The sequence below is a fragment of the Micrococcus sp. APC 4021 genome, assembly GCF_030407635.1.
Lineage (GTDB): Bacteria > Actinomycetota > Actinomycetes > Actinomycetales > Micrococcaceae > Micrococcus > Micrococcus luteus.
This window is the reverse complement of sequence record NZ_JASDCZ010000039.1, coordinates 1-18,506: the sequence shown is the minus strand read 5'-3', so window position 1 is coordinate 18,506 and position 18,506 is coordinate 1. Positions and strand designations below refer to the sequence as shown.

Below are 18,506 nucleotides of genomic sequence, written 5' to 3'. Positions count from 1 at the left end.
GCCATGGGGCCTCTCCTGCGGGACGGCTGCGGGGACGGACGTGTCCCCCACCGTACGCCGGGCGGTGCGCGGGCCAGGTCCGCGGCGACGCGCCGCCCCGGGCATGGGTGTGACCAAGGACTCACTGGGAGGTGCGGTGATGCACCTCATTCACCTCTTGTTCACTCGTGAGGGCCGTGCGAGGATGGCACGCGAAAGATTTCCGGGGGCCGCGTTCGTACGAAAGCGGTCCCCGTTGCAATGACCAGGGTCGCCCTCCGTATCGGTCGTGCCGCGCGTCGTCCGCGCAGGCCCCCGCGCCCGCCGCCGGCGGAGGCCGTGACCACCGGCGCCCGCGGGCTCCGGCTCTTCCGACAGAAAGTGAGCGGACCGATGGATTGGCGCAGTAAAGCAGCGTGCCTGGACAAGGACCCGGAGCTGTTCTTCCCCGTGGGCAACACCGGCCCCGCCCTCCTGCAGATCGAGGAGGCCAAGGCGGTGTGCCGTTCGTGTGAGGTCGTGGACACGTGCCTGAAGTGGGCCATGGAGTCCGGCCAGGACTCGGGCGTCTGGGGCGGCATGAGCGAGGACGAGCGGCGCGCCATGAAGCGCCGCGCGGCGCGCGCCCGCCGCGCCTCCTGACCCACCCGGACCACCGGCCCCGTCGACCTCGTCGACGGGGCCGTCGTCATGCCCGGCCGGGCTCACGTCAGGGGCAGTCGCAGCACGACGCGCGTGCCGCCGTCGTCGGACCGCTCCCAGCGCAGGGTGCCGCGCAGGTCCCCCTCCACGAGCGAGTGCACGATGCGCAGGCCGAGCCCCGATCCCTCGCCCGCGCGGGGAGACTCCCCCGGCACCCATCCGTCGGGGGCGGCGGGGCCGCCGTCCGTCACGGACACGACCAGCACCGTTCCCGCGGGGGTCGACTCGCGGTCGGCGTGCAGGCCCACGCAGCCACCGCCCGGCGCCGTGCCGTGCTCGACGGCGTTGGCCGCCAGCTCATTGAGCACCAGCGCCAGCGGCGTGGTCACGTGGGAGGGCAGTTCACCGAACTCGCCCGTGACCGCGACCTGCAGCGGCCGCCCGTCCCCGGCCACCTCGACGGCCAGGCGGAACTGCCGCTGCAGCAGACCGTCCACGGGGACCTGGCCCTCGATCTCCTCGCTCAGCGTCTGGTGGACGAGGGCGATCGTGTCCACCCGCTGCATCGCCTGACGCAGCGCACGCTCCGCCTCGGGCGAGGACGTGCGCCGCGCCTGCATGCGCAGCAGCGATCCCACGGTCTGCAGGTTGTTCTTGACGCGGTGGTGGATCTCGCGGATGGTCGCGTCCTTGGTGAGCAGACGCTGCTCCTGGCGGCGCAGCTCGGTCACGTCGCGCAGCAGCAGCAGCGCCCCCTGCCAGCCGTCCGGACCGAGCAGGGGGACGGAGCGCACCGTGAGGGACGCCCCGCCGGACTGCACCTCCCGCCGTCCGGCACGCAGGCCGGTGAGCACCGCCCACGTCCCCTCGTCGGTGGGAACGCGGGCGGCCTCGGTGCTGGCCAGCACGTCGGTGAGCCGGTGCCCCTCGAGGGTCGAGGCGATGCCCAGCCGGCGCAGGGCGGAGACCGCGTTGGGACTGGTGAACTCGGCGACCGAGTCCGGCCCGAGCACGACGAGGCCGTCCCCCACCCGCGGCGTGCCGCCCGCCCAGAGGCCGGAGGGCTCCTCGGGCGCCGGCCAGCGGCCGTGCTGCATCATGTCCAGCAGGGTGCTGGCCGTCCGGCTGTAGTTCTCCTCGATCACCGAGCGCGCCGGCCGGCCGTTCGGGTCCGCGTGCGCGGAGACGACCGCGATGACCCTCCCGGCGCGGACCACCGGCCACAGACGCACCTGCAGCGTGCCTCCCGGGGCCTCGACGGGGCCGGCCCCCTCGGCCCGCTCCCCGCCATGCCACGTCTGCCCGACGACGGCCCGCAGGTCCGCGCGGGCGCGCGAGCCCACGATGTCGCGGTGGAAGAGGGTGGGAGCGGTGAAGGGCCGGACCTGGGCGAGCGCGACGAACCCTCCGGCCTCGTCGCGGCGGGGCACGGGGCACCAGAGCACGAGGTCCGCGAGCGCCAGGTCTGCCACGAGCTGCCAGTCCCCCACGAGCCGCTGCAGCCAGGCGCGGTCCTCGTCTCCGATGTCCGGGTGCGACGTCAGGGGGTCCTGCGCGAGCGAACTGACCATGGGATCAGGGTACGGCGACGTGCCGGGCGGCCCGGGTCCGTGGCGTCGCGGGCGGCGTCGGACGACACGGCGGCGATGGTCTGCGAGGGCCGTGCGCGGTGCCGTCCGCGGCGGGCGGGGCGGGCAGGGACACCGGCCAGCGTGGCGAGGGCGCGACGCAGCGGGCTGTTCGGAGCGGCCTCGGCGAGCACCTGGCCGGCGAGCAGCGCGGGGTCCGCGGCGGCCGGGTCCCACGGCAGGAACGCCTCCAGGGGCGTGGCCGGCGAGGCGTAGCGGTTCCAGACGGCCTCGACCTGCCCGCGCGGGGCGACGCCGGCGGCGGCGGGCCGGAGCCGGTTGACCACGACGCGCAGCCGTGCCGCCGGGGCCGCCTCCGCCAGCTCCTCGACCCCGCGGACCAGGCGGGGCAGCGCGACGGCGTCCGGCCCGCCGACCGCGATGACCTCGTCGGCCGCGGCGAGCGCCGCCAGGGTCGCACCGTTGCGCTGTGGGGCGGGCACGTCGAAGGACAACTCCTCGTCCTGCTCGAGACCGAACCCGACGTCGACGACCACGCGGTCCCAGTGTTCCCTGGCGGCCGCGATCAGCGCGGAGACGGCGGCGGGGCGCAGCTCGGGCCACCGGTCCACGCGGGTGAGCCCCGTCAGAACCGTCAGGTCCGCGCCGGCGACGCGGACGCGGACGCCCGCGGCCGCCAGGTCGGCGGCGCCCAGTCGGCCGTGGTCGGCCCGCCGCACGGCCCGCGCCACGCCGGCCGACTCCTCCGTCAGCCCCAGGTGCACACCGACGGCGGGGCCGTACGTGTCCAGGTCGACCAGCAGCGTGTTCCGGCCGGCCATGGCGTGCTCGGCGGCGAGGTTCACGGCGACGGTGGTGCGTCCCGGGGCGCCGGTGGGACCCCACACCACGGTCACCAGGGACTCCCGCGCGGGTGCGGTCGGTTCGCCCTCCTCCGGAGAGGGTGCGGGGTCGGCTCCCTCGCCCGCGGTGGCGGGGCCGTCGTCGTGGAGTCCGCGAGCGCCGCCACGCCCACGGGTCGGGGCAGCCGGGCCGTCTCCTCCAGGAAGGCGGCGGTGAGGGACTCGGTGTCCCCGGCTACGAGGACCGCGTCCACGAGACCGGAGCGGGCGATCGCGAGCAGCTCGGCGAGGTCCTCGGCCCGGCGGAGGACCGTGATGTCCGTCTGGTGCCGCTCGAGCGGGCCGATGTGGTCCAGGCCCGGCTGGACGGTGGTGGCCAGGGCGATGCGCACGGTCAGCGCACCCCGTGGGCCGGCACGAGGGTGACCCGCGCGTCCTTGACCTTCGCGTCCACGATGCGCGGCAGGGTCTCCTCCGGTGCCAGCAGCTGCACCCGGGTGGTGCCCGAGCCGCCGAAGCCACTCTGCTCCGCCGTGACCTCGGAGATCTCGAGCGCCTCGGCCAGCCGGGCCGGGTCCGCATGGCCGCGGCCTCCCTCGGCGGGCATGGCCACCCAGACGTCCACGCGGTCCCCCACGCCCACGCCGGACGGCAGCGGCTCGTCCAGGGCCACCCCGACGGGACGACGGCCGTCCGGGTCCGCGTCCACCAGTGCCGCCGCCGGCAGCAGCTCGCCGGCCCGGACCGTCCCGGAGACCATCCGCCCCTCGGGCGCCGGAGCATCGGCGCTGAGGTACCGCTCGCCGGCCTCGCTGAGGTTCACCTCCACGGGCCGCAGGTCCCCGGCCGCGATGGGCGTTCCCGGGGGCAGGTCCTCCGCGGCCGTCCAGTACGCGGCGGTCCGCTGCGAGGAGGCGACCAGCGCCACGACGCCGGCGATCGAGGCGAGGACGAGCACGAGACCGACGAGGAGCCGGGGATCCCGCCAGCGGGGCCGGCGCAGACGGCCGCCCTCGGCGGACGCGGACATGGTCGTGGACACCGGATGTTCCCCCCTTCGGACCGGCCTCTCGGGCCGCCGCGGCCCCGGCACCCCGTCGGTGTCGGCCCCTCCGCGCTGCGCCCAGGGTAACCGCCGCCGCCGTGGATCGCCGGATCCGCCGCGTACGCTGTGGAAAAGTGTCGCCTCGGGGTGATCCCGGGGTTGAATGGGTCGACGTCGTGGGCCGACCGCGACCGTCCTGGACGCCTCGACCGAAGGAGCACCGTGCAGCGCTTTCTCACCCTGACCGATGTCGCGGAGACCCTGAACATCTCCGGTCAGGCCGCCCGCGCCCTGGTCCGCTCGGGTGAGTTGCAGGCCATCCAGGTCGGGGGCCGCGGCCAGTGGCGCATCGAGGTGTCCTGGCTCGAGGACTACGTGGAGCGTCAGAAGGAAGTGACGCGCGCCCGCGTCCGGGAATGGACCGAGGCGGACGCGAAGGCCCGCTGAGCCCACACGATCTGCTCAGGCAGGACGCAGCGCGGTCCGGACCGTCCCCAGCGCCCCGAACGGGATGACGAGCCGCCCGCGGACGGCCGCGGCCCGCCGGGCCTCATCCCGCGGGTGGCGGGCGATGTCGAGGTGATCGCCGCCGACCCGGTCCACGGTGCCCTCCGCCAGTGCCGCGCCGAGGCGCCCCGTCACTGCCACCGGCTGGCGCGTCCGCGCGATGCCGCGCAGCACCGTCCCCCAGCCGGCCGCAGCGAGCTCGGGCGCGAGAGCGGCCCGGGTCAGGTCGGCCTCCACGGCCGCCACGCAGTCCACCGCGACGATCGCCGATCCCGAGCCGTCGACGTGCACGCCGACCCAGCCCTGGCCCACCGTGTGCACCACGCCGTCCACGGCCTCGCCCCAGGCCAGGTGGAGCCGGACCTGCCGCCCGCGGGCTCCGCGCAGGCGGTCCGCCAGGGACAGCGCCATCCACTCCGCTCGGGTCAGCTCCGCGGCCTCGGCCACCGTCTCCTGCCATCCGAGGTCGACCCAGTGCGCCTCCAGGTCGTCGAAGAGTCCGTTCCACCGCATGCGCTCAGCATAGGAGGCTCAGCAGCCGTACCGGACATCGTCAAACATCATCAAACATCACTCTTGACACCCATCGGGCCGTGCAGTTCACTGTGGTCATCATCACCGGCCTGATCGCGGGATCCCGGCCGGACGGACGCACAGGAGGGGAATCCATGGAGCGCACGACATCACCGGCCGGCCCGGCCCCGACCCGGCCGGTCGACGCGGCGGACGCCGTCGGCCTCACCGTCCTGCTTCTGGCCGGACCCGGCCTGCTCGCCTGTGCCGCGGCGCTGCTGCAGACGGGCCCCAGCGCGCCGGCGGCGGAACTGACCCGCGTGCTGGGCCTCGGTGCCGGTCTCGCGGGGCTCGGACTGCTCGCGTGGTGGGCGGTGGGCCTGCTCGGGCTGGCGCTTCTCGCGCTGGGGCGCCGTGCGGGTCGGCCGGCCTGGGCCCGCCTGGGCCGGAGCCTCACTCCCGCCCTGCTCGGACGCGTGGCCGGCGCCGTCGTCGGTGCCCAGCTGCTCGCGGCGCCGGCCGCGTGGGCGGACACGGCTCGTCCCGTGCCGGACGCCTCCTGGACCGTGGCCGCGTCCCCCGCGCACGCCACCGGCGTCGAGGCCCCGGCGCCGGACGCCGCGTGGACGCCCCGGCCCCCGGCGCCGGCCCCGCCGGGTGCCGGCACCGGCCGCGCAGATCCGGACCACCCCACCGTCACCGTCCGGCGCGGCGACTGCCTGTGGCACCTCGCCGCCGCCGAGCTCGGCCCGGACGCGACCCCCCGAGAGATCGACGCCCGGTGGCGCCGCTGGTACGAGGCCAACCGGCGAGTGATCGGCGACGACCCGCACCTGCTGCTGCCCGGCACCGTGCTGACCTCTCCCGTGTTCGCCCCGCACGCCGGCGTGGACGGACCACGGCCATGACATCCACGACCCTGCACTCCCCCGCTTCGCCTCGTCCTCAGGAGACCGCCATGACCACCCTCGCCACCCGCCCCCGCGCCGCTTCCGACCGGCGCACCGCCGACACCCTCCTCCACGGGCCCGCCCACAGCCCCGCAGTCCTGCCCCGCGGTGAGGAGATCGCCCGGCGGGCCCGCACCGAACAGGGGCGCGAGGAGCTGCGCCGCGTCCGCTCGCTCGCCGCCGTGATCGCCGTCGCCTGCGTCGAGGTCGAGACGGGCCGCCGTGCCCTGCGGGACCTCTCCGCCTGGCTCTCGCCCGAGGTCCTGGACAAGTTGACCCGTCGCATGGAGCTGCTGGGCGCCGTCGCGCCGACCGGGCCCGGTCGACGGCCCTCCGCGGCCGTCCCGCCCCGGACGCCCGCGTCCGCACCCCGCCCGGTGGGTGCCCGCGTGTGCGAGGTCGCGCCCGGCCGGGTGGAGGCCAGCGCGACGGTGCTGTGGGAGGGCCGGGCCCGGGCCTTCGCGCTCCGACTCGAGCGGCGGCTCAGCCGGTGGAAGGTGACGTCGGTCGAGATCGGCTGAGCCGGATCGTCCCGTCGGACTGACGAGCGAGGGCCCGGAGACCTGGAGGTCTGCGGGCCCTCGTCCTGCGTCGTGGCGGGATGCCGGTCAGCCGCGGCGGCCGCGGCGCTCCGCCTGACGGCGGGAGCGGCGGTTCGTGCCCGCCGCGACCGTGGCGCCGGAGTCCGTGCCGCTGCGGGTGACCGCGCTCTGCCCGTCCTCGGACGGACCGGTGAAACGCAGCTGCGCCGGCTGCTGCGGGGCGTCGATGCCCTCCACGGAGATCTGCGCGGCCATCGTCACGGCGCGGGCGTCCTGGACGCCGGGCAGCGACGTCGACGCGGGGGCCGCACTGATCTGCGCCTGGAACAGCGTGCGCACGGCGTCCTCGCGGATGGCGGCGAGCATGTTCTGGAACATCGTGTAGCCCTCGCGCTGGTACTCCACGAGGGGCTCGCGCTGGGCCATCGCGCGCAGCCCGATGCCCTCCTTGAGGTAGTCCATCTCGTAGAGATGCTCCTGCCAGCGGCGCCCGATGGTGGCGAGCACCACGCGACGCTCCGCCTCCCGCAGCGCCTCGGACCCCACCTGCGCCTCCCGGTCCTCGTACGCCAGGAGCGCATCGGAGACGAGTTCGCGCTTGAGGACCTCGGCCTTGAGCCGGCCCCGGCCGCCGACCTCGTCGAGGACGTCCTCCTGCGAGATGCCCACGGGGTAGAGCTCTGCCAGGTCCCGCCACAGCTGGTCGAGGTCCCAGTCGGTGGCGTGGCCCTCCTCGGTGGCCGCGTCCACGATGTTCCCGACGGCGTCCTCCACGAAGCGGCGCACCCGGTCCTGCAGGTCCTCCCCCTCGAGGATGGAACGGCGGTCCGTGTAGATGGCCTCGCGCTGGCGGTTCATCACGTCGTCGTACTTGAGCACGTTCTTGCGCTGCTCGGCGTTGCGCCCCTCGACCTGCGCCTGCGCGTTCTGGATCGCCTTCGAGACGAAGCCGAACTCGAGCGCCATGTCGTCCGGGATCGACGGGCTGTTCATGATCCGCTGGGCCACGCCCGGGTTGAAGTTGCGCATGAGCTCGTCCGTGAGGGAGAGGTAGAACCGGGACTCGCCCGGGTCGCCCTGACGGCCGGAACGACCGCGCAGCTGGTTGTCGATGCGGCGCGAGTCGTGGCGCTCGGTGCCCACCACGTACAGGCCGCCGGCCTCGATGACCGCGCGGTGCGCGTCCTCCACGGCGGCCTCGGCCTGCGCCAGCACCTCGGGCCAGCGGGCCTCGTACGCCTCCGGGTCCTCGGCGGCGTCGAGGCCCAGCTCCTGCATGCGGGCCACCGCCGTGAACTCGGCGTTGCCGCCGAGCATGATGTCGGTGCCGCGGCCGGCCATGTTGGTGGCCACGGTGACGGCGCCCGGGCGGCCGGCCTGCGCCACGATGGCGGCCTCGCGGGCGTGGTTCTTCGCGTTCAGGACCTCGTGGCGGACGCCGCGCTTGGCCAGCAGCGTGGAGAGGTACTCGGACTTCTCCACCGAGGTGGTGCCCACCAGGACCGGTTGGCCCTTCGCGTGCCGCTCGGCGATGTCGTCGACGACGGCGTCGAACTTGACCTTCTCGTTCTTGTACACCACGTCGTTGCGGTCCACGCGCTGTCGCTCCCGGTTCGGCGGGATCACGACGACGCCGAGGCCGTAGGTCGACGTGAACTCGGCGGCCTCCGTCTCGGCGGTGCCCGTCATGCCGGCGAGCTTCTCGTAGCCGCGGAAGTAGTTCTGCAGGGTCACCGTGGCCAGCGTCTGGTTCTCGGGCTTGACCTCGACGCCCTCCTTGGCCTCGATGGCCTGGTGGAGCCCCTCGTTGTAGCGGCGTCCCTTGAGCACGCGGCCCGTGTGCTCGTCGACGATCTGCACCTCGCCGTCGAGGACCACGTAGTCCTTGTCCCGCTTGAACAGCTCCTTGGCCTTGACCGCGTTGTTCAGGAACTGGATGAGCGTGGTGTTCTGCGTCTCGTACAGGTTCGTGATGCCGAGGTGGTCCTCGACCTTCTCGATGCCGGGGCCGAGGATGCCGACGGTGCGCTTCTTGTGGTCCACCTCGTAGTCCGTGTCCGCCTCGAGGCGGCGCACCAGCCGGGCGAACTCGCCGTACCACCGGTTGGCCTCTCCCTGGGCGGGGCCGGAGATGATCAGCGGGGTGCGGGCCTCGTCGATGAGGATCGAGTCCACCTCGTCGACGATCGCGTAGTGGTGCTCACGCTGCACGAGCTCGTCGAGGGACCAGGCCATGTTGTCCCGGAGGAAGTCGAAGCCGAACTCGTTGTTCGTGCCGTAGGTGATGTCCGCGGCGTACTGCTCGCGCCGTACGGCCGGGGTCTGGCCCGCCACGATGACGCCCGTCTGCATGCCGAGGAAGCGGAACACGCGGCCCATGAGGTCGGCCTGGTAGGAGGCGAGGAAGTCGTTGACCGTCACCACGTGCACGCCCCTGCCGGACAGCGCGTTGAGGTAGGCCGGAGCGGTGGCCACGAGGGTCTTGCCCTCGCCGGTCTTCATCTCCGCGATGTTGCCCTGGTGCAACGCGATGCCGCCGAGCAGCTGGACGTCGTAGTGCCGCTGGCCGAGCGTGCGTCCCGCGGCCTCCCGGACCGCGGCGAACGCCTCCGGCAGGAGCAGGTCCAACGACTCGCCGTCCGCATGCCTGGCCCGGAGCGCGTCCGTCTCGGCACGCAGCTCCGCATCGCTGAGCGCCCGGAAGTCATCCTCGAGGAGGTTCACGGCGTCCACCGTGGCCTGCATGCGCTTGAGGACGCGGTTGTCCGAGATCTTCAGGACGCGGTCGATGATCGAAGGCACTGGTTCTCTGCTCCCTTGCGGTGTGGCCGGGGCGGGACGGGATGCCCCTCGCGCTCGGCCGTGGCGCGGTCTCCGGGACAGTGTACGGGCCGAGTCCGGACGGGCCGCGGCGCCCGTCCCGGAGGGGACGGGCGCCGCGGCGTCAGCAGGTCGTGGTCGACGTCGGCGGGGCGGTCAGTCCTCCCGCGCCTGGTAGGCCCGCTCCCCCTCGGAGGCGGAGACGTGATCCTGCGGGAGGGACTCGTCCAGGCGGATCACGCCGTAGCTCCAGCCCCGGCGGCGGTAGACCACGGAGGGCACGCCGGTCTCGGCGTTCTGGAAGAGGAAGAAGTCATGACCCACCAGCTCCATCGCGTCCACGGCCTCGTCCACGCTCATGGGGGTCGCGGGGAACGCCTTCTGGCGGATGCGCACCGGGGTGCCCACCTCGGGGGCGTCCTGCTCGGCGGCCTCCTCCGCGGCCAGCGCGGCACCCGACGGCGGCAGCGGCGGCACGAATCCGACCTCGCCCGCACCGCGGGAGGCGCCGAGCTTGCCGTGACGGCGGTCCTTGCGGCGGTCGCGCATGCGCCGCAGGCGCTCGGCCAGTCGGGTGGCGGCCTGGTCGAAGGCGACCAGCTTGTCGTCCGCGTCGGCCTCGGCCCGCACGACGTCCCGCGGGCCGCGGACCGTCAGTTCCACGCGAACCGTCTCGTCCGAGTGCTTGTGGTGGGAGGACTTCGTCACGCGGACCTCGAGCGTGTCGGCGCCCTCGGCGAGCGGCTGGAGGCGCTCGGTGCGCTCGACGACGTGGTCGCGGAAGCTCTCCGAGAGGCTGATGTTGCGGGCGATGTAGCTGACATCCATGGTCATGGCGTCCTCCTGGTCCGACTCTCACGGGTCCGGCCTCGGGAGGGGAGGTGCGCCTCGGTGTCGCGTCCGCAGGGCGGCGGCGGGTCCGAGGGTGCGACCTCCTTCCAGCCGTCGGCAGGACGGGAACCGTAGGGGCGATTCCGTGCCGTTCACCCTACCCGGGGGCCTGGCCGGGGGCCAGGCTCGGCGGGGTCCCGCGGCGGGGCCACGGCCGCGAGCACGACGGCCCCGACGGGGTGCCCGCCGGCGCGGCGCACCGCCTCCGCGAGCGCGGCGAGGGTGGCGCCGGTGGTGAGGACGTCGTCCACGAGCAGGACGGGCGCGCCGGCCGGCAGCCGCCCGGCGACGACGCGCCAGTCCCGGGCCCGCCGGCGGCGCTGGCCCGCCCCGGCGCCCGCGTGGGACGGGCCGCCGCCCCGGAGCGTGCTCGCGCGGGGCAGCAGGCGCGCACGGACGGCGTCGGAGACCAGCCACGGCGCCGGCAGCGCCCGGGTGAGCTCGGCGAGCGGGTCGTAGCCACGCCGTCGGAATCCGACCGCGCCGCCCGGGACCGGGACGAGCAGGGCGTGCCGCGCCCCGGGCAGGTCCGGCTCGAGACGCGCCGCGGCGACGGCCCGGCACAGGGCCTCGCCCAGCACGCCGCGCAGGTGCAGCGCGTGATGGTCCTTGAACGCGAGCACGGCGGCCGCCAGCGGGTCTGCGTAGCGCCCGGCCGCCATCACCGGCAGCGGAGCGCCGCCGGGGCCCAAGGGCAAAGCCGGGGCGTCCTGCTCCGCCCGGAAGGGCCGGGACAGGACGGCGGTCAGTCCCTCCGCGCAGGCCGGGCAGAGCCGGTGACCCGGCGCCGCGCACACCGCGCACTCGGCGGGCAGGACCAGGTCGGCCAGGGCCCGACCGAGGGCGCCGAACGCCGGGGACGGGGAGGACGGCGGGGAGCGCATGGGACGAGTCCACCGCACGACACCGCCGTCCAGGCGCCGGGGCGGGCCGCTGTGCGGGACAGGACGGCTGTGCAGGAGTGGACGACGGGGCGGTGAGCGCCGGCCCGGCTCAGTCCGGGAACGAGAGGTCGCGCACCCCGCGGTCGAGCTCCTGCGCCCGCCACGAGGAGCCCACCAGCAGGAACACGAACTCCTCCGTCTCCGCGTAATAGGCGCCGTCGTCGCCGGCGGAGATCCCCCGCAGGCCGCCCAGTGGGTTGAGCTCCCGGACGGTGCCATCGACCGAGACGATCCGCGGCACCACGCGCTCGTCGGGCTTCGCGGCGTACGCCGAGACGAGCAGGTTCGTGTCGCCGGCCCACTCCACCGAGTCCTCCGACCCGGAGGAGGGCAGCAGGATCGGCTCGGTCAGGGCGTTCGGCACCCCGTCCGAACCGCGCACGACGCCGGACACGCGCAGGGTGGTCCGCTGGCCGTCGTCGACGAGCATCGCGGCCCGGGCCCCGCTCCGGGCCAACCGCAGGTCGACGATCCGCTCGCCGGGGCGCAGCCAGGTGGCCGTCACGATGCGCTCCTGCCCGCCGGGCTGGGCCGAGACGGCGCGGATCCGCGAGGTCGTGCCCCGGTCGGCCGCCCACACCCAGCCCAGGAGGTCCAGCGACGGGACGGTAAGCCCGGTGCCGCGCAGCACCTCCCGCAGGGAGCCGTCCGTGCCGGCGACGTGGACCGCCGTCCGGTCACCGGTGACGAACGCGAATCGGCTGCGGTCGCCGGACATCGTCGGGCGGACCGGATCGAGCGCGGTGACGTCCGGAGCGCCGCCCACCGGCGTGACGCTGCTCCCCTGCACGTACACGAGTCCGCCCGTCGCCGCGTCGATGCCCACCTGGACCGATCTGACGGCGGGGTCGGTCTGGACCGGGGCGGGGCCGTCGTCTCCCGACGTGGACAGCTGGGCACCGGCGACGGTCACCTCGACCTCCTTGACCGACTGGAGGCCCCTCAGGGTCAGCTCCAGCTGCTCCCGCATGCGGTGCCGCCGCTCGGCGTCGGCCCCCTCGGCGGCCGCCTGGGTGAGGTCGACGTGGGCCACGCCGTCGTCGTCGACGGGCACCGTGGGCGCGGCCAGGTCGGTGCCGGTGCGCAGCGGGAAGGCCGTCTCCACCGCCCCGGCCAGATACGGTGCCGGCCCGCGCAGCAGCGCTCGCGTCACCGCGGTCACGGTGGTGCCCCGATTGACGAACCACCGCACGTCCGGCACGATATAGCGCTTCGCGGTGTCGTAGAAGGCGAGCTCGTGCGGCGCGAACAGCTGTCCGAACTGCGCCTGGGAGAGCAGCGTGCCGTTCTCCGTGGACGTGATCCGCATGCCCTGGGGCCGTTCCTGCACGGTGACCGCCCAGGCCCGTGTGGTCCCCGGCGGCGCGACGGTCCGCAGGCCGTACTCGTCGATCTCCGAGTCGACCTCGACCTGGATCTGGTAGTCCCCGTCGCCGTCGCCCCGGGTGATGCGCGGCTCCGCCGAGTACACGAGGGTGCGCTGCCCGGGCGTCCACTGGGTGGCCGCGGGGCCGTCGAGGAACTCGCGCGCCACCGCGTAGTCGTCCTGCGGGCTCGTGCCCGCGAGCAGGAAGCCCCGGATGGCCTCCTCCGCCGTGTCCGACTCGGCGGGTCCCGGCGGATGGAACTGCGGCGCGTCGGCGGCCGCGCTGGCCCCGTCGACCGGGTCGGCGCTGCGCACTTCGGAGCTCTGGGGGATCTGGGTGCAGCCGCTGAGGGCGAGCACCAGGGCGACGATCACCGCGACGACGGCGACACGCGGCGGGCGGGGCGGCTGCGGATCCACGGTGGTCATCGGGCCTCCTCTGCCGCGTCCTCGCCGGTCCGGTCCCCGGCGGCCGGCCCGTCGGCGGGATCCCCCGGAGGGGCCACGCACACCGGCCGGGTCGGTGCGGTCAGGGCCTGCTCGGCCTGGCGCGCGGACGGTGGGGCGTCCGCGGCCGTGGCGGCGACGTCCGCGACCCTGCCGACGGCGTCGGCGTCGGCGTCCGCCTCCTGCGGGACGGGTCGGGACAGGTCATCGGCGTACCGGCGGTCCGCCGTGCTGTAGCGGGGCGGGATGGGCAGCACGGAGCGGCCGATCGGTTCCGGGGCCTCCGCGCCCTGCGCGGCCGGGCGCGGCGCCCGCGGCAGGGTCACCATGAACGTGGACCCCTCCCCCAGCTCGCCCCACGCCTCGAGCCGGCCGCCGTGCAGCCGGGTGTCCTCGGTGGCGATCGCCAGACCCAGTCCGGACCCGCCGGTGGTGCGCTTGCGTGAGGGGTCGGCCCGCCAGAACCGGTCGAACACGCGCTGCACCTGCTCGGGGCTCATGCCGATGCCGTGGTCCACGACGGCGAACGTGACGGCCTCCTCGTCGGCCGCCACGAGCACGTCCACCGGCCGGCCCTCGGCGTGCTCGATCGCGTTGTTCACCAGGTTGCGCAGGATCCGTTCGATCCGCCGCGGGTCGACCCAGGCGACGTGGCCGTCGGCGCGGTCCCGGTCCATGGGCACCACGTACACGGGCACGCCGCTCTGATCGGCCAACGGCTGAGAGGTGAGCACGACGTCGCGGGCCAGCTCGAGCATGTCCGTGGCCTCGAGGGCCGGGGTGGCGGCGCCGGCGTCGAACCGGGTGATCTCCAGCAGGTCCGCGAGCATGGCCTGGAAGCGATCGACCTGGTGGTAGAGCAGCTCGGTCGAGCGTCGGTTGACCGGGTCGAAGTCCTCGCGCGAGCCGTACAGCACGTCGGCCGCCATCCGCACGGTCGTCAGCGGCGTGCGCAGCTCATGGGAGACGTCCGAGACGAACCGCTGCTGCATCTGGGACAGCTGGGCGAGCTGGCCGATCTGGTCCTGGATGCTGTCCGCCATCCGGTTGAAGGACATGCCCAGGCGGGCCATCTCGTCCTCACCGTCGACCGGCATCCGCACGGCCAGGTTGCCGCTCGAGAGGGACTCGGCCGCCCGGGCCGCCTGCTGCACGGGCAGGGTCACACGCCGCGAGACCCACCACGAGACCAGCACGTTGATCACCAGGAATCCGACGCCGAACACCAGCAGCACCCCGAGCACCGAGTCCAGCGAGCTCTGGACGTCCGCGAGGTCGTAGACGAGGTAGAGCCCGTAGGTGGCACCCGGGGGCAGCACCACCTGGGCGCCGAACACGAGGCCGGGCCGGGTGCCGCCGCCGGGGTCCGGCAGCGCCACGCTCGCGTCGTACACGCCCGGCCCGGAGGCGACCGCGTCCTGCAGCTCCTGGGGGATCACCGCGGGATCGAGACCGGCGGAGGAGATCGTCCCCACGTACGCGGACTCGGAGCCCGGCAGCGGGGCGAGGTGGTAGCGGCGGCGGATCGTCGTGCCCGAGTCCCCCTCGAGGGCACGCAGGGTCTGGGTCACCAGCACGTCCGTGCTCTGCGCGTCCGTGGCGGTGGTCTGCGCGAACGTCTCGCGCACCTGACTCAGGCCACGGCGGGCCTCGGCCTGGACCTGCTCGTAGCGGGCCTCGAAGAGGGCCTGGGTGATCTGCTGCGTCAGGAACGCGGCGACCACGAGGCCCGCGAGGATCGAGAGCAGGGCCGCGAGCACCGCCGTGCGCAGCCGCAGGGACCGACGCCACCGGCGGCGCAGCGCACGCCACGCGGGGCCGGGGACCCACGACCGTGGGCGGCCGGCGGCGGGCTCGACCGGCTCGGCGCCGGGCTCGGCCGCCGGGGCCGCGCTCAGACCCGGGCCGGACACCGTCATGCCCTCAGCCCTGGCCGGCCTTGTACCCGACGCCGCGGACGGTCAGCACGACGCACGGGTTCTCGGGATCCGGCTCGACCTTCGAGCGCAGGCGCTGGACGTGGACGTTCACGAGCCGGGTGTCGGCCTGGTGCCGGTACCCCCAGACCTCCTCCAGCAGCATCTCGCGGGTGAAGACGTGGCGCGGCCGCCGGGCGAGGGCCACGAGGAGGTCGAACTCCAGCGGGGTGAGGGCGATGCCGACGCCGCCGCGGGTGACCTCGTGGCCCGCCACGTCGATCTCGAGGTCCCCGATGTGCAGGACCTCCGCCGGCTTGGCCTCCCCCTCACGCAGGCGGGCCCGGACGCGGGCCACGAGCTCGGCCGGCTTGAACGGCTTGGGCACGTAGTCGTCCGCACCCGACTCGAGGCCGCGCACGACGTCCGCCGTGTCCGACTTGGCCGTGAGCATCACGATCGGCACGTCCGACTCGTCTCGGATGAGCCTGCAGACCTCGATGCCGTCGATGCCGGGGAGCATGAGGTCCAGCAGCACGAGATCGGGACGCTCGCGGTGGAACGCGGGCAGTGCGGAGGTGCCGTCCGCGGCGAACGCCGGCTCGAAGCCGTCGTTGCGCAGGACGATGCCGATCATCTCGGCCAGCGCCTCGTCGTCGTCCACCACCAGGATCTTGGCCTTGCCCATCCTGACCTCCTCGTCAGCGCTCCCCCCGGCGCCGCAGGCGGGACCGGCCCCGGGCACAGGAAATTTTCAGGATCAGCCCGATGATACCCGCCGGGCGGGCCCGTCCACGGCCGACGACGCCGGAGGTCGTCCCGGTCCGTCGGGGCGCCGGCTCAGCCGCGCAGCTCGGCGAGCCGCGCGGCCAGCTCCTCCGCGTCCCGCCGCAGAGTGCGGAGCACGGCGGGGTCGTGCGGCCCCGCCGCTGTGAGGCCGACGTCGCCCACCCGTCCGGGGTCCACCCCCAGCCGTTCCCACGTGCGGACGACGTCGACCGGGCGCACGCCCGGCTCGGGGGCCAGGGTCAGCCCGCGCCCGACGTCGGCCCAGCCGGCCGCCGCCTCCCACGCCTCGCGGGTGCCGGGCGAACCGTCCGCGCCGTCGTCGAGGGGGCCCACGCCCACCACGAGCGAGACCGGGGCCCGGGCGGGCGCGTCCGCGGCTGCGTCGGGCCTGGGCAGGGACTCTCCCGTCAGCGTCGCCAGCGCGGCGGGCCCGGGCAGCTCGGCCCCCGGGGAGGCGGCGCGGCGGCCCGGCGCGAGCCACACTCGGGCGACGTCGGGCAGGGCGGTGAGCCTGGCGAGGGCGGCGCGCCACAGTCCGCGGGCCTCCTCGCGCGGCAGCGACCGGACGGTGCGGTACCCGCTCGCGGTGGGCAGGGTCCCGGCGAGGACGGCCGCCGCCCACGGCTCGTCGACGACGACGCCGAGGCGTCCCGCGCCGGTGGCCCTCCGGAGGCGGGGCAGGGCGTCCTGCAGTCCCTCGAGATAGGACTCGGCGACGTCGCGGCGCGCGCCGTGGTCGCCGAGGACGCGCTCTCCCCCGGGCAGCCAGAGGCCGGCGAGCAGGCTGAGCGGGCCGCGCACCCGCACGGCCAGACGTTCGACGACGGCGCCCTCGGCCCCCGCGGTGTCCGCCCAGCGGTGCGCGTCCTCGTGCCAGAGGGAGACGGCGCGGCGTCGGTCTCGGCCGGAGCCGGCGGCCCCGGGCGGGCTGACCCGCCAGCCGTGCGGCTGCAGGTCGACGGCCAGCTCCTGCAGGAGGGCGGCCGAGCGGCCGGTGGCGTCGGCGCCGGGTCCGCGATCGGGCAGCTCGGGAAGCACCGGCCAGTGGTCTGCGCCGAGTTCGCCGAGCGTGACGCGCTGCGCCTCGGCGACGTCGGTGCCGCGCCACGGCGTGCCGCCGAGGGCGACGGGGCCGGTGGCGCCGTCGTCGTGGGCGGCCTCAGTCATCCGCGTCCCCGGGGCTCTCCCCCGGCTCCGCCTCGGCGTCCGGCCGGCCCTCGGCCGCCAGCGCGCGGTGGTGGCGGATGACCTCGGCGATGATGAAGTTCAGGAACTTCTCGGCGAACGCGGGCTCGAGGTCCGCCTCGAGCGCGAGTCGGTGCAGCCGCGCGATCTGGGCGGCCTCACGTCCGGGGTCCGAGGGCGGCAGGTCGTGCCGGGCCTTGAGCGCGCCGACCCGCTGCGTGAACTTGAACCGCTCGGCCAGCAGGTAGACGAGCGAGGCGTCGATGTTGTCGATGCTGCCGCGGATCGCGAAGAGCTCGTCGAGGACCGCCGGGTCCGCGGTGCCGGGCAGCGAGCTGGCGTGGGGGTCGTAGTCCGGGCTCATGGCCGAAGCCTACGCATCCGCGGGGGCGGACAGCCGGGCATTGCGGGCGGTGTCGATGGTGGCCTGGCCGAGCACGCGGGTGCCCCGGTACAGGACGGCCGTCTGACCGGGGGCCACCCCGCGCAGGGGGCGCGCCGGCTCGATCTCCCACCCCGGGTGCCCCGCCGCGTCCGCGCGCTGGCGGGCGCGGGCCTCGACGATCTCGCCGTGGGCCCGGAACTGCAGCGCGCAGTCGAACCAGGCGCCCGTGCGGGCTTCGGGCACCGGGGCGCCGGCCCAGGACGGGCGGATGCCGGTGATGCGGTCGACGTCGAGCAGCTCGCGCCCGCCGACGACCACGGTGTTCTCCTTCGGCCGCACCTCGAGCACGAACCGGGGCTTGCCGTCGGGCGCGGGACGGCCGATGGCCAGGCCCTTGCGCTGGCCGACCGTGAACGCCTGGGCGCCCGCGTGGGTGCCGAGCTCCTGCCCCTCCGGGTCGACGATGGGGCCGGGGGCGAGGTCGATGCGCTCGGCGAGCCAGCCGCGGGTGTCGCCGTCCGGGATGAAGCAGATGTCGTGGGAGTCCGGCTTCGCCGCCACGGACAGGCCGCGCTCGGCCGCCTCGGCGCGCACGAGCTCCTTGGACGGCGTGTCCGCGAGCGGGAAGAGGCAGTGGGCGAGCTGATCCGCGGTGAGCACGCCGAGCACGTAGGACTGGTCCTTCGCGTCGTCCGCGGCGCGGTGCAGCTCCAGCGAGCCGTCCGGACCGGGCCGCACGGCGGCGTAGTGGCCGGTGCAGACGGCGTCGAAGCCCAGCTCGAGGGCGCGCTCGAGCAGCGCCGCGAACTTGATGCGCTCGTTGCAGCGCATGCACGGGTTGGGCGTGCGGCCGGCCTCGTACTCGGCCACGAAGTCGTCCACGACGTCCTCCGCGAACCGCTCGGAGAAGTCCCACGTGTAGAAGGGGATGCCGAGCCGCTCGCACGCGCGCCACGCGTCCGAGGCGTCCTCGATGGTGCAGCAGCCACGCGAGCCGGTGCGCAGGGTGCCGGGCATGCGGGACAGGGCCAGGTGGACGCCGACGACGTCGTGCCCGGCGTCCACGGCACGCGCCGCGGCGACGGCGGAGTCGACTCCCCCGGACATGGCAGCCAGGACCTTCACGGGCGGACTCCTCTCTCGACGACGGCCGG

18 protein-coding genes are annotated in these 18,506 nt (G+C 75.1%); 4 read left to right on the top strand and 14 right to left on the bottom strand.

Going from position 1 to position 18,506, the window contains the following annotated elements:
• Nucleotides 1–372 precede the first annotated feature (372 nt).
• A complete protein-coding gene (locus QL983_RS05335; protein WP_002854852.1) occupies nucleotides 373–621 on the top strand; it encodes a WhiB family transcriptional regulator in 249 nt (82 codons plus the stop codon).
• 62 nt (nucleotides 622–683) lie between these two features.
• Here QL983_RS05335 and QL983_RS05330 read toward each other — a convergent pair whose 3' ends face one another.
• From QL983_RS05330 to QL983_RS05315, 4 genes are read right to left on the bottom strand one after another with little or no spacing between them, the layout of a single operon-like run.
• A complete protein-coding gene (locus QL983_RS05330) occupies nucleotides 684–2,192 on the bottom strand; it encodes a PAS domain-containing sensor histidine kinase (RefSeq protein WP_290151633.1) in 1,509 nt (502 codons plus the stop codon).
• Nucleotides 2,162–3,100, bottom strand: coding sequence for a hypothetical protein (locus QL983_RS05325; protein ID WP_290151630.1), 939 nt, complete (start codon nucleotides 3,098–3,100; stop codon nucleotides 2,162–2,164). The genes QL983_RS05330 and QL983_RS05325 overlap by 31 nt, the downstream gene beginning before the upstream one ends.
• Before the next feature lie 2 nt (nucleotides 3,101–3,102).
• The gene (locus QL983_RS05320; protein ID WP_290151627.1) at nucleotides 3,103–3,444 is read right to left on the bottom strand and encodes a hypothetical protein; all 342 of its coding nucleotides are present in this window, start codon (nucleotides 3,442–3,444) and stop codon (nucleotides 3,103–3,105) included.
• A 2-nt stretch (nucleotides 3,445–3,446) separates the two neighbouring features.
• Nucleotides 3,447–4,082 (bottom strand): SAF domain-containing protein, encoded by a 636-nt coding sequence (locus QL983_RS05315; RefSeq protein WP_205812351.1) that lies wholly within the window; start codon nucleotides 4,080–4,082, stop codon nucleotides 3,447–3,449.
• 237 nt (nucleotides 4,083–4,319) lie between these two features.
• Here QL983_RS05315 and QL983_RS05310 point away from each other — a divergent pair, with 237 nt between their 5' ends.
• Complete coding sequence (locus QL983_RS05310) at nucleotides 4,320–4,544, top strand: helix-turn-helix domain-containing protein (protein ID WP_002854861.1); 225 nt, start codon at nucleotides 4,320–4,322, stop codon at nucleotides 4,542–4,544.
• Between the two features lie 15 nt (nucleotides 4,545–4,559).
• On the opposite strand, the gene QL983_RS05305 is transcribed toward QL983_RS05310, so the two are convergent.
• Nucleotides 4,560–5,117 (bottom strand): hypothetical protein, encoded by a 558-nt coding sequence (locus QL983_RS05305; RefSeq protein WP_049159968.1) that lies wholly within the window; start codon nucleotides 5,115–5,117, stop codon nucleotides 4,560–4,562.
• A gap of 155 nt (nucleotides 5,118–5,272) precedes the next feature.
• Between QL983_RS05305 and QL983_RS05300 the strand changes: the two genes are divergently transcribed.
• Nucleotides 5,273–6,025: a hypothetical protein gene (locus tag QL983_RS05300; RefSeq protein ID WP_159228338.1), complete on the top strand. Its 753-nt coding sequence runs from the start codon at nucleotides 5,273–5,275 to the stop codon at nucleotides 6,023–6,025.
• Nucleotides 6,026–6,075: 50 nt separating this feature from the next.
• Nucleotides 6,076–6,588, top strand: a complete 513-nt coding sequence (locus QL983_RS05295) for an Rv3235 family protein (protein ID WP_049147321.1) — start codon at nucleotides 6,076–6,078, stop codon at nucleotides 6,586–6,588.
• Between the two features lie 87 nt (nucleotides 6,589–6,675).
• On the opposite strand, the gene secA is transcribed toward QL983_RS05295, so the two are convergent.
• The 9 genes from secA to mnmA form a co-directional block, all read right to left on the bottom strand.
• Nucleotides 6,676–9,411 (bottom strand): preprotein translocase subunit SecA, encoded by a 2,736-nt coding sequence (gene secA, locus QL983_RS05290; RefSeq protein ID WP_290151616.1) that lies wholly within the window; start codon nucleotides 9,409–9,411, stop codon nucleotides 6,676–6,678.
• Nucleotides 9,412–9,585: 174 nt separating this feature from the next.
• Nucleotides 9,586–10,263, bottom strand: a complete 678-nt coding sequence (gene raiA, locus QL983_RS05285; protein ID WP_225348557.1) for a ribosome-associated translation inhibitor RaiA — start codon at nucleotides 10,261–10,263, stop codon at nucleotides 9,586–9,588.
• Between the two features lie 149 nt (nucleotides 10,264–10,412).
• Nucleotides 10,413–11,204, bottom strand: coding sequence for a phosphoribosyltransferase family protein (locus QL983_RS05280; RefSeq protein WP_252411562.1), 792 nt, complete (start codon nucleotides 11,202–11,204; stop codon nucleotides 10,413–10,415).
• Nucleotides 11,205–11,313: 109 nt separating this feature from the next.
• Nucleotides 11,314–13,059, bottom strand: a complete 1,746-nt coding sequence (locus tag QL983_RS05275) for an LpqB family beta-propeller domain-containing protein (RefSeq protein ID WP_252411563.1) — start codon at nucleotides 13,057–13,059, stop codon at nucleotides 11,314–11,316.
• Nucleotides 13,056–14,996, bottom strand: a complete 1,941-nt coding sequence (gene mtrB, locus QL983_RS05270) for an MtrAB system histidine kinase MtrB (RefSeq protein ID WP_182488665.1) — start codon at nucleotides 14,994–14,996, stop codon at nucleotides 13,056–13,058. The genes QL983_RS05275 and mtrB overlap by 4 nt, the downstream gene beginning before the upstream one ends.
• A 4-nt stretch (nucleotides 14,997–15,000) precedes the next feature.
• The gene (gene mtrA / locus QL983_RS05265; RefSeq protein ID WP_061867002.1) at nucleotides 15,001–15,681 is read right to left on the bottom strand and encodes an MtrAB system response regulator MtrA; all 681 of its coding nucleotides are present in this window, start codon (nucleotides 15,679–15,681) and stop codon (nucleotides 15,001–15,003) included.
• 152 nt (nucleotides 15,682–15,833) lie between these two features.
• Complete coding sequence (locus tag QL983_RS05260) at nucleotides 15,834–16,949, bottom strand: hypothetical protein (protein ID WP_290151605.1); 1,116 nt, start codon at nucleotides 16,947–16,949, stop codon at nucleotides 15,834–15,836.
• Nucleotides 16,942–17,331: a chorismate mutase gene (locus QL983_RS05255; RefSeq protein WP_060974202.1), complete on the bottom strand. Its 390-nt coding sequence runs from the start codon at nucleotides 17,329–17,331 to the stop codon at nucleotides 16,942–16,944. The genes QL983_RS05260 and QL983_RS05255 overlap by 8 nt, the downstream gene beginning before the upstream one ends.
• A 9-nt stretch (nucleotides 17,332–17,340) precedes the next feature.
• The gene (mnmA, locus tag QL983_RS05250) at nucleotides 17,341–18,477 is read right to left on the bottom strand and encodes a tRNA 2-thiouridine(34) synthase MnmA (protein ID WP_036315990.1); all 1,137 of its coding nucleotides are present in this window, start codon (nucleotides 18,475–18,477) and stop codon (nucleotides 17,341–17,343) included.
• Nucleotides 18,478–18,506 lie beyond the last annotated feature (29 nt).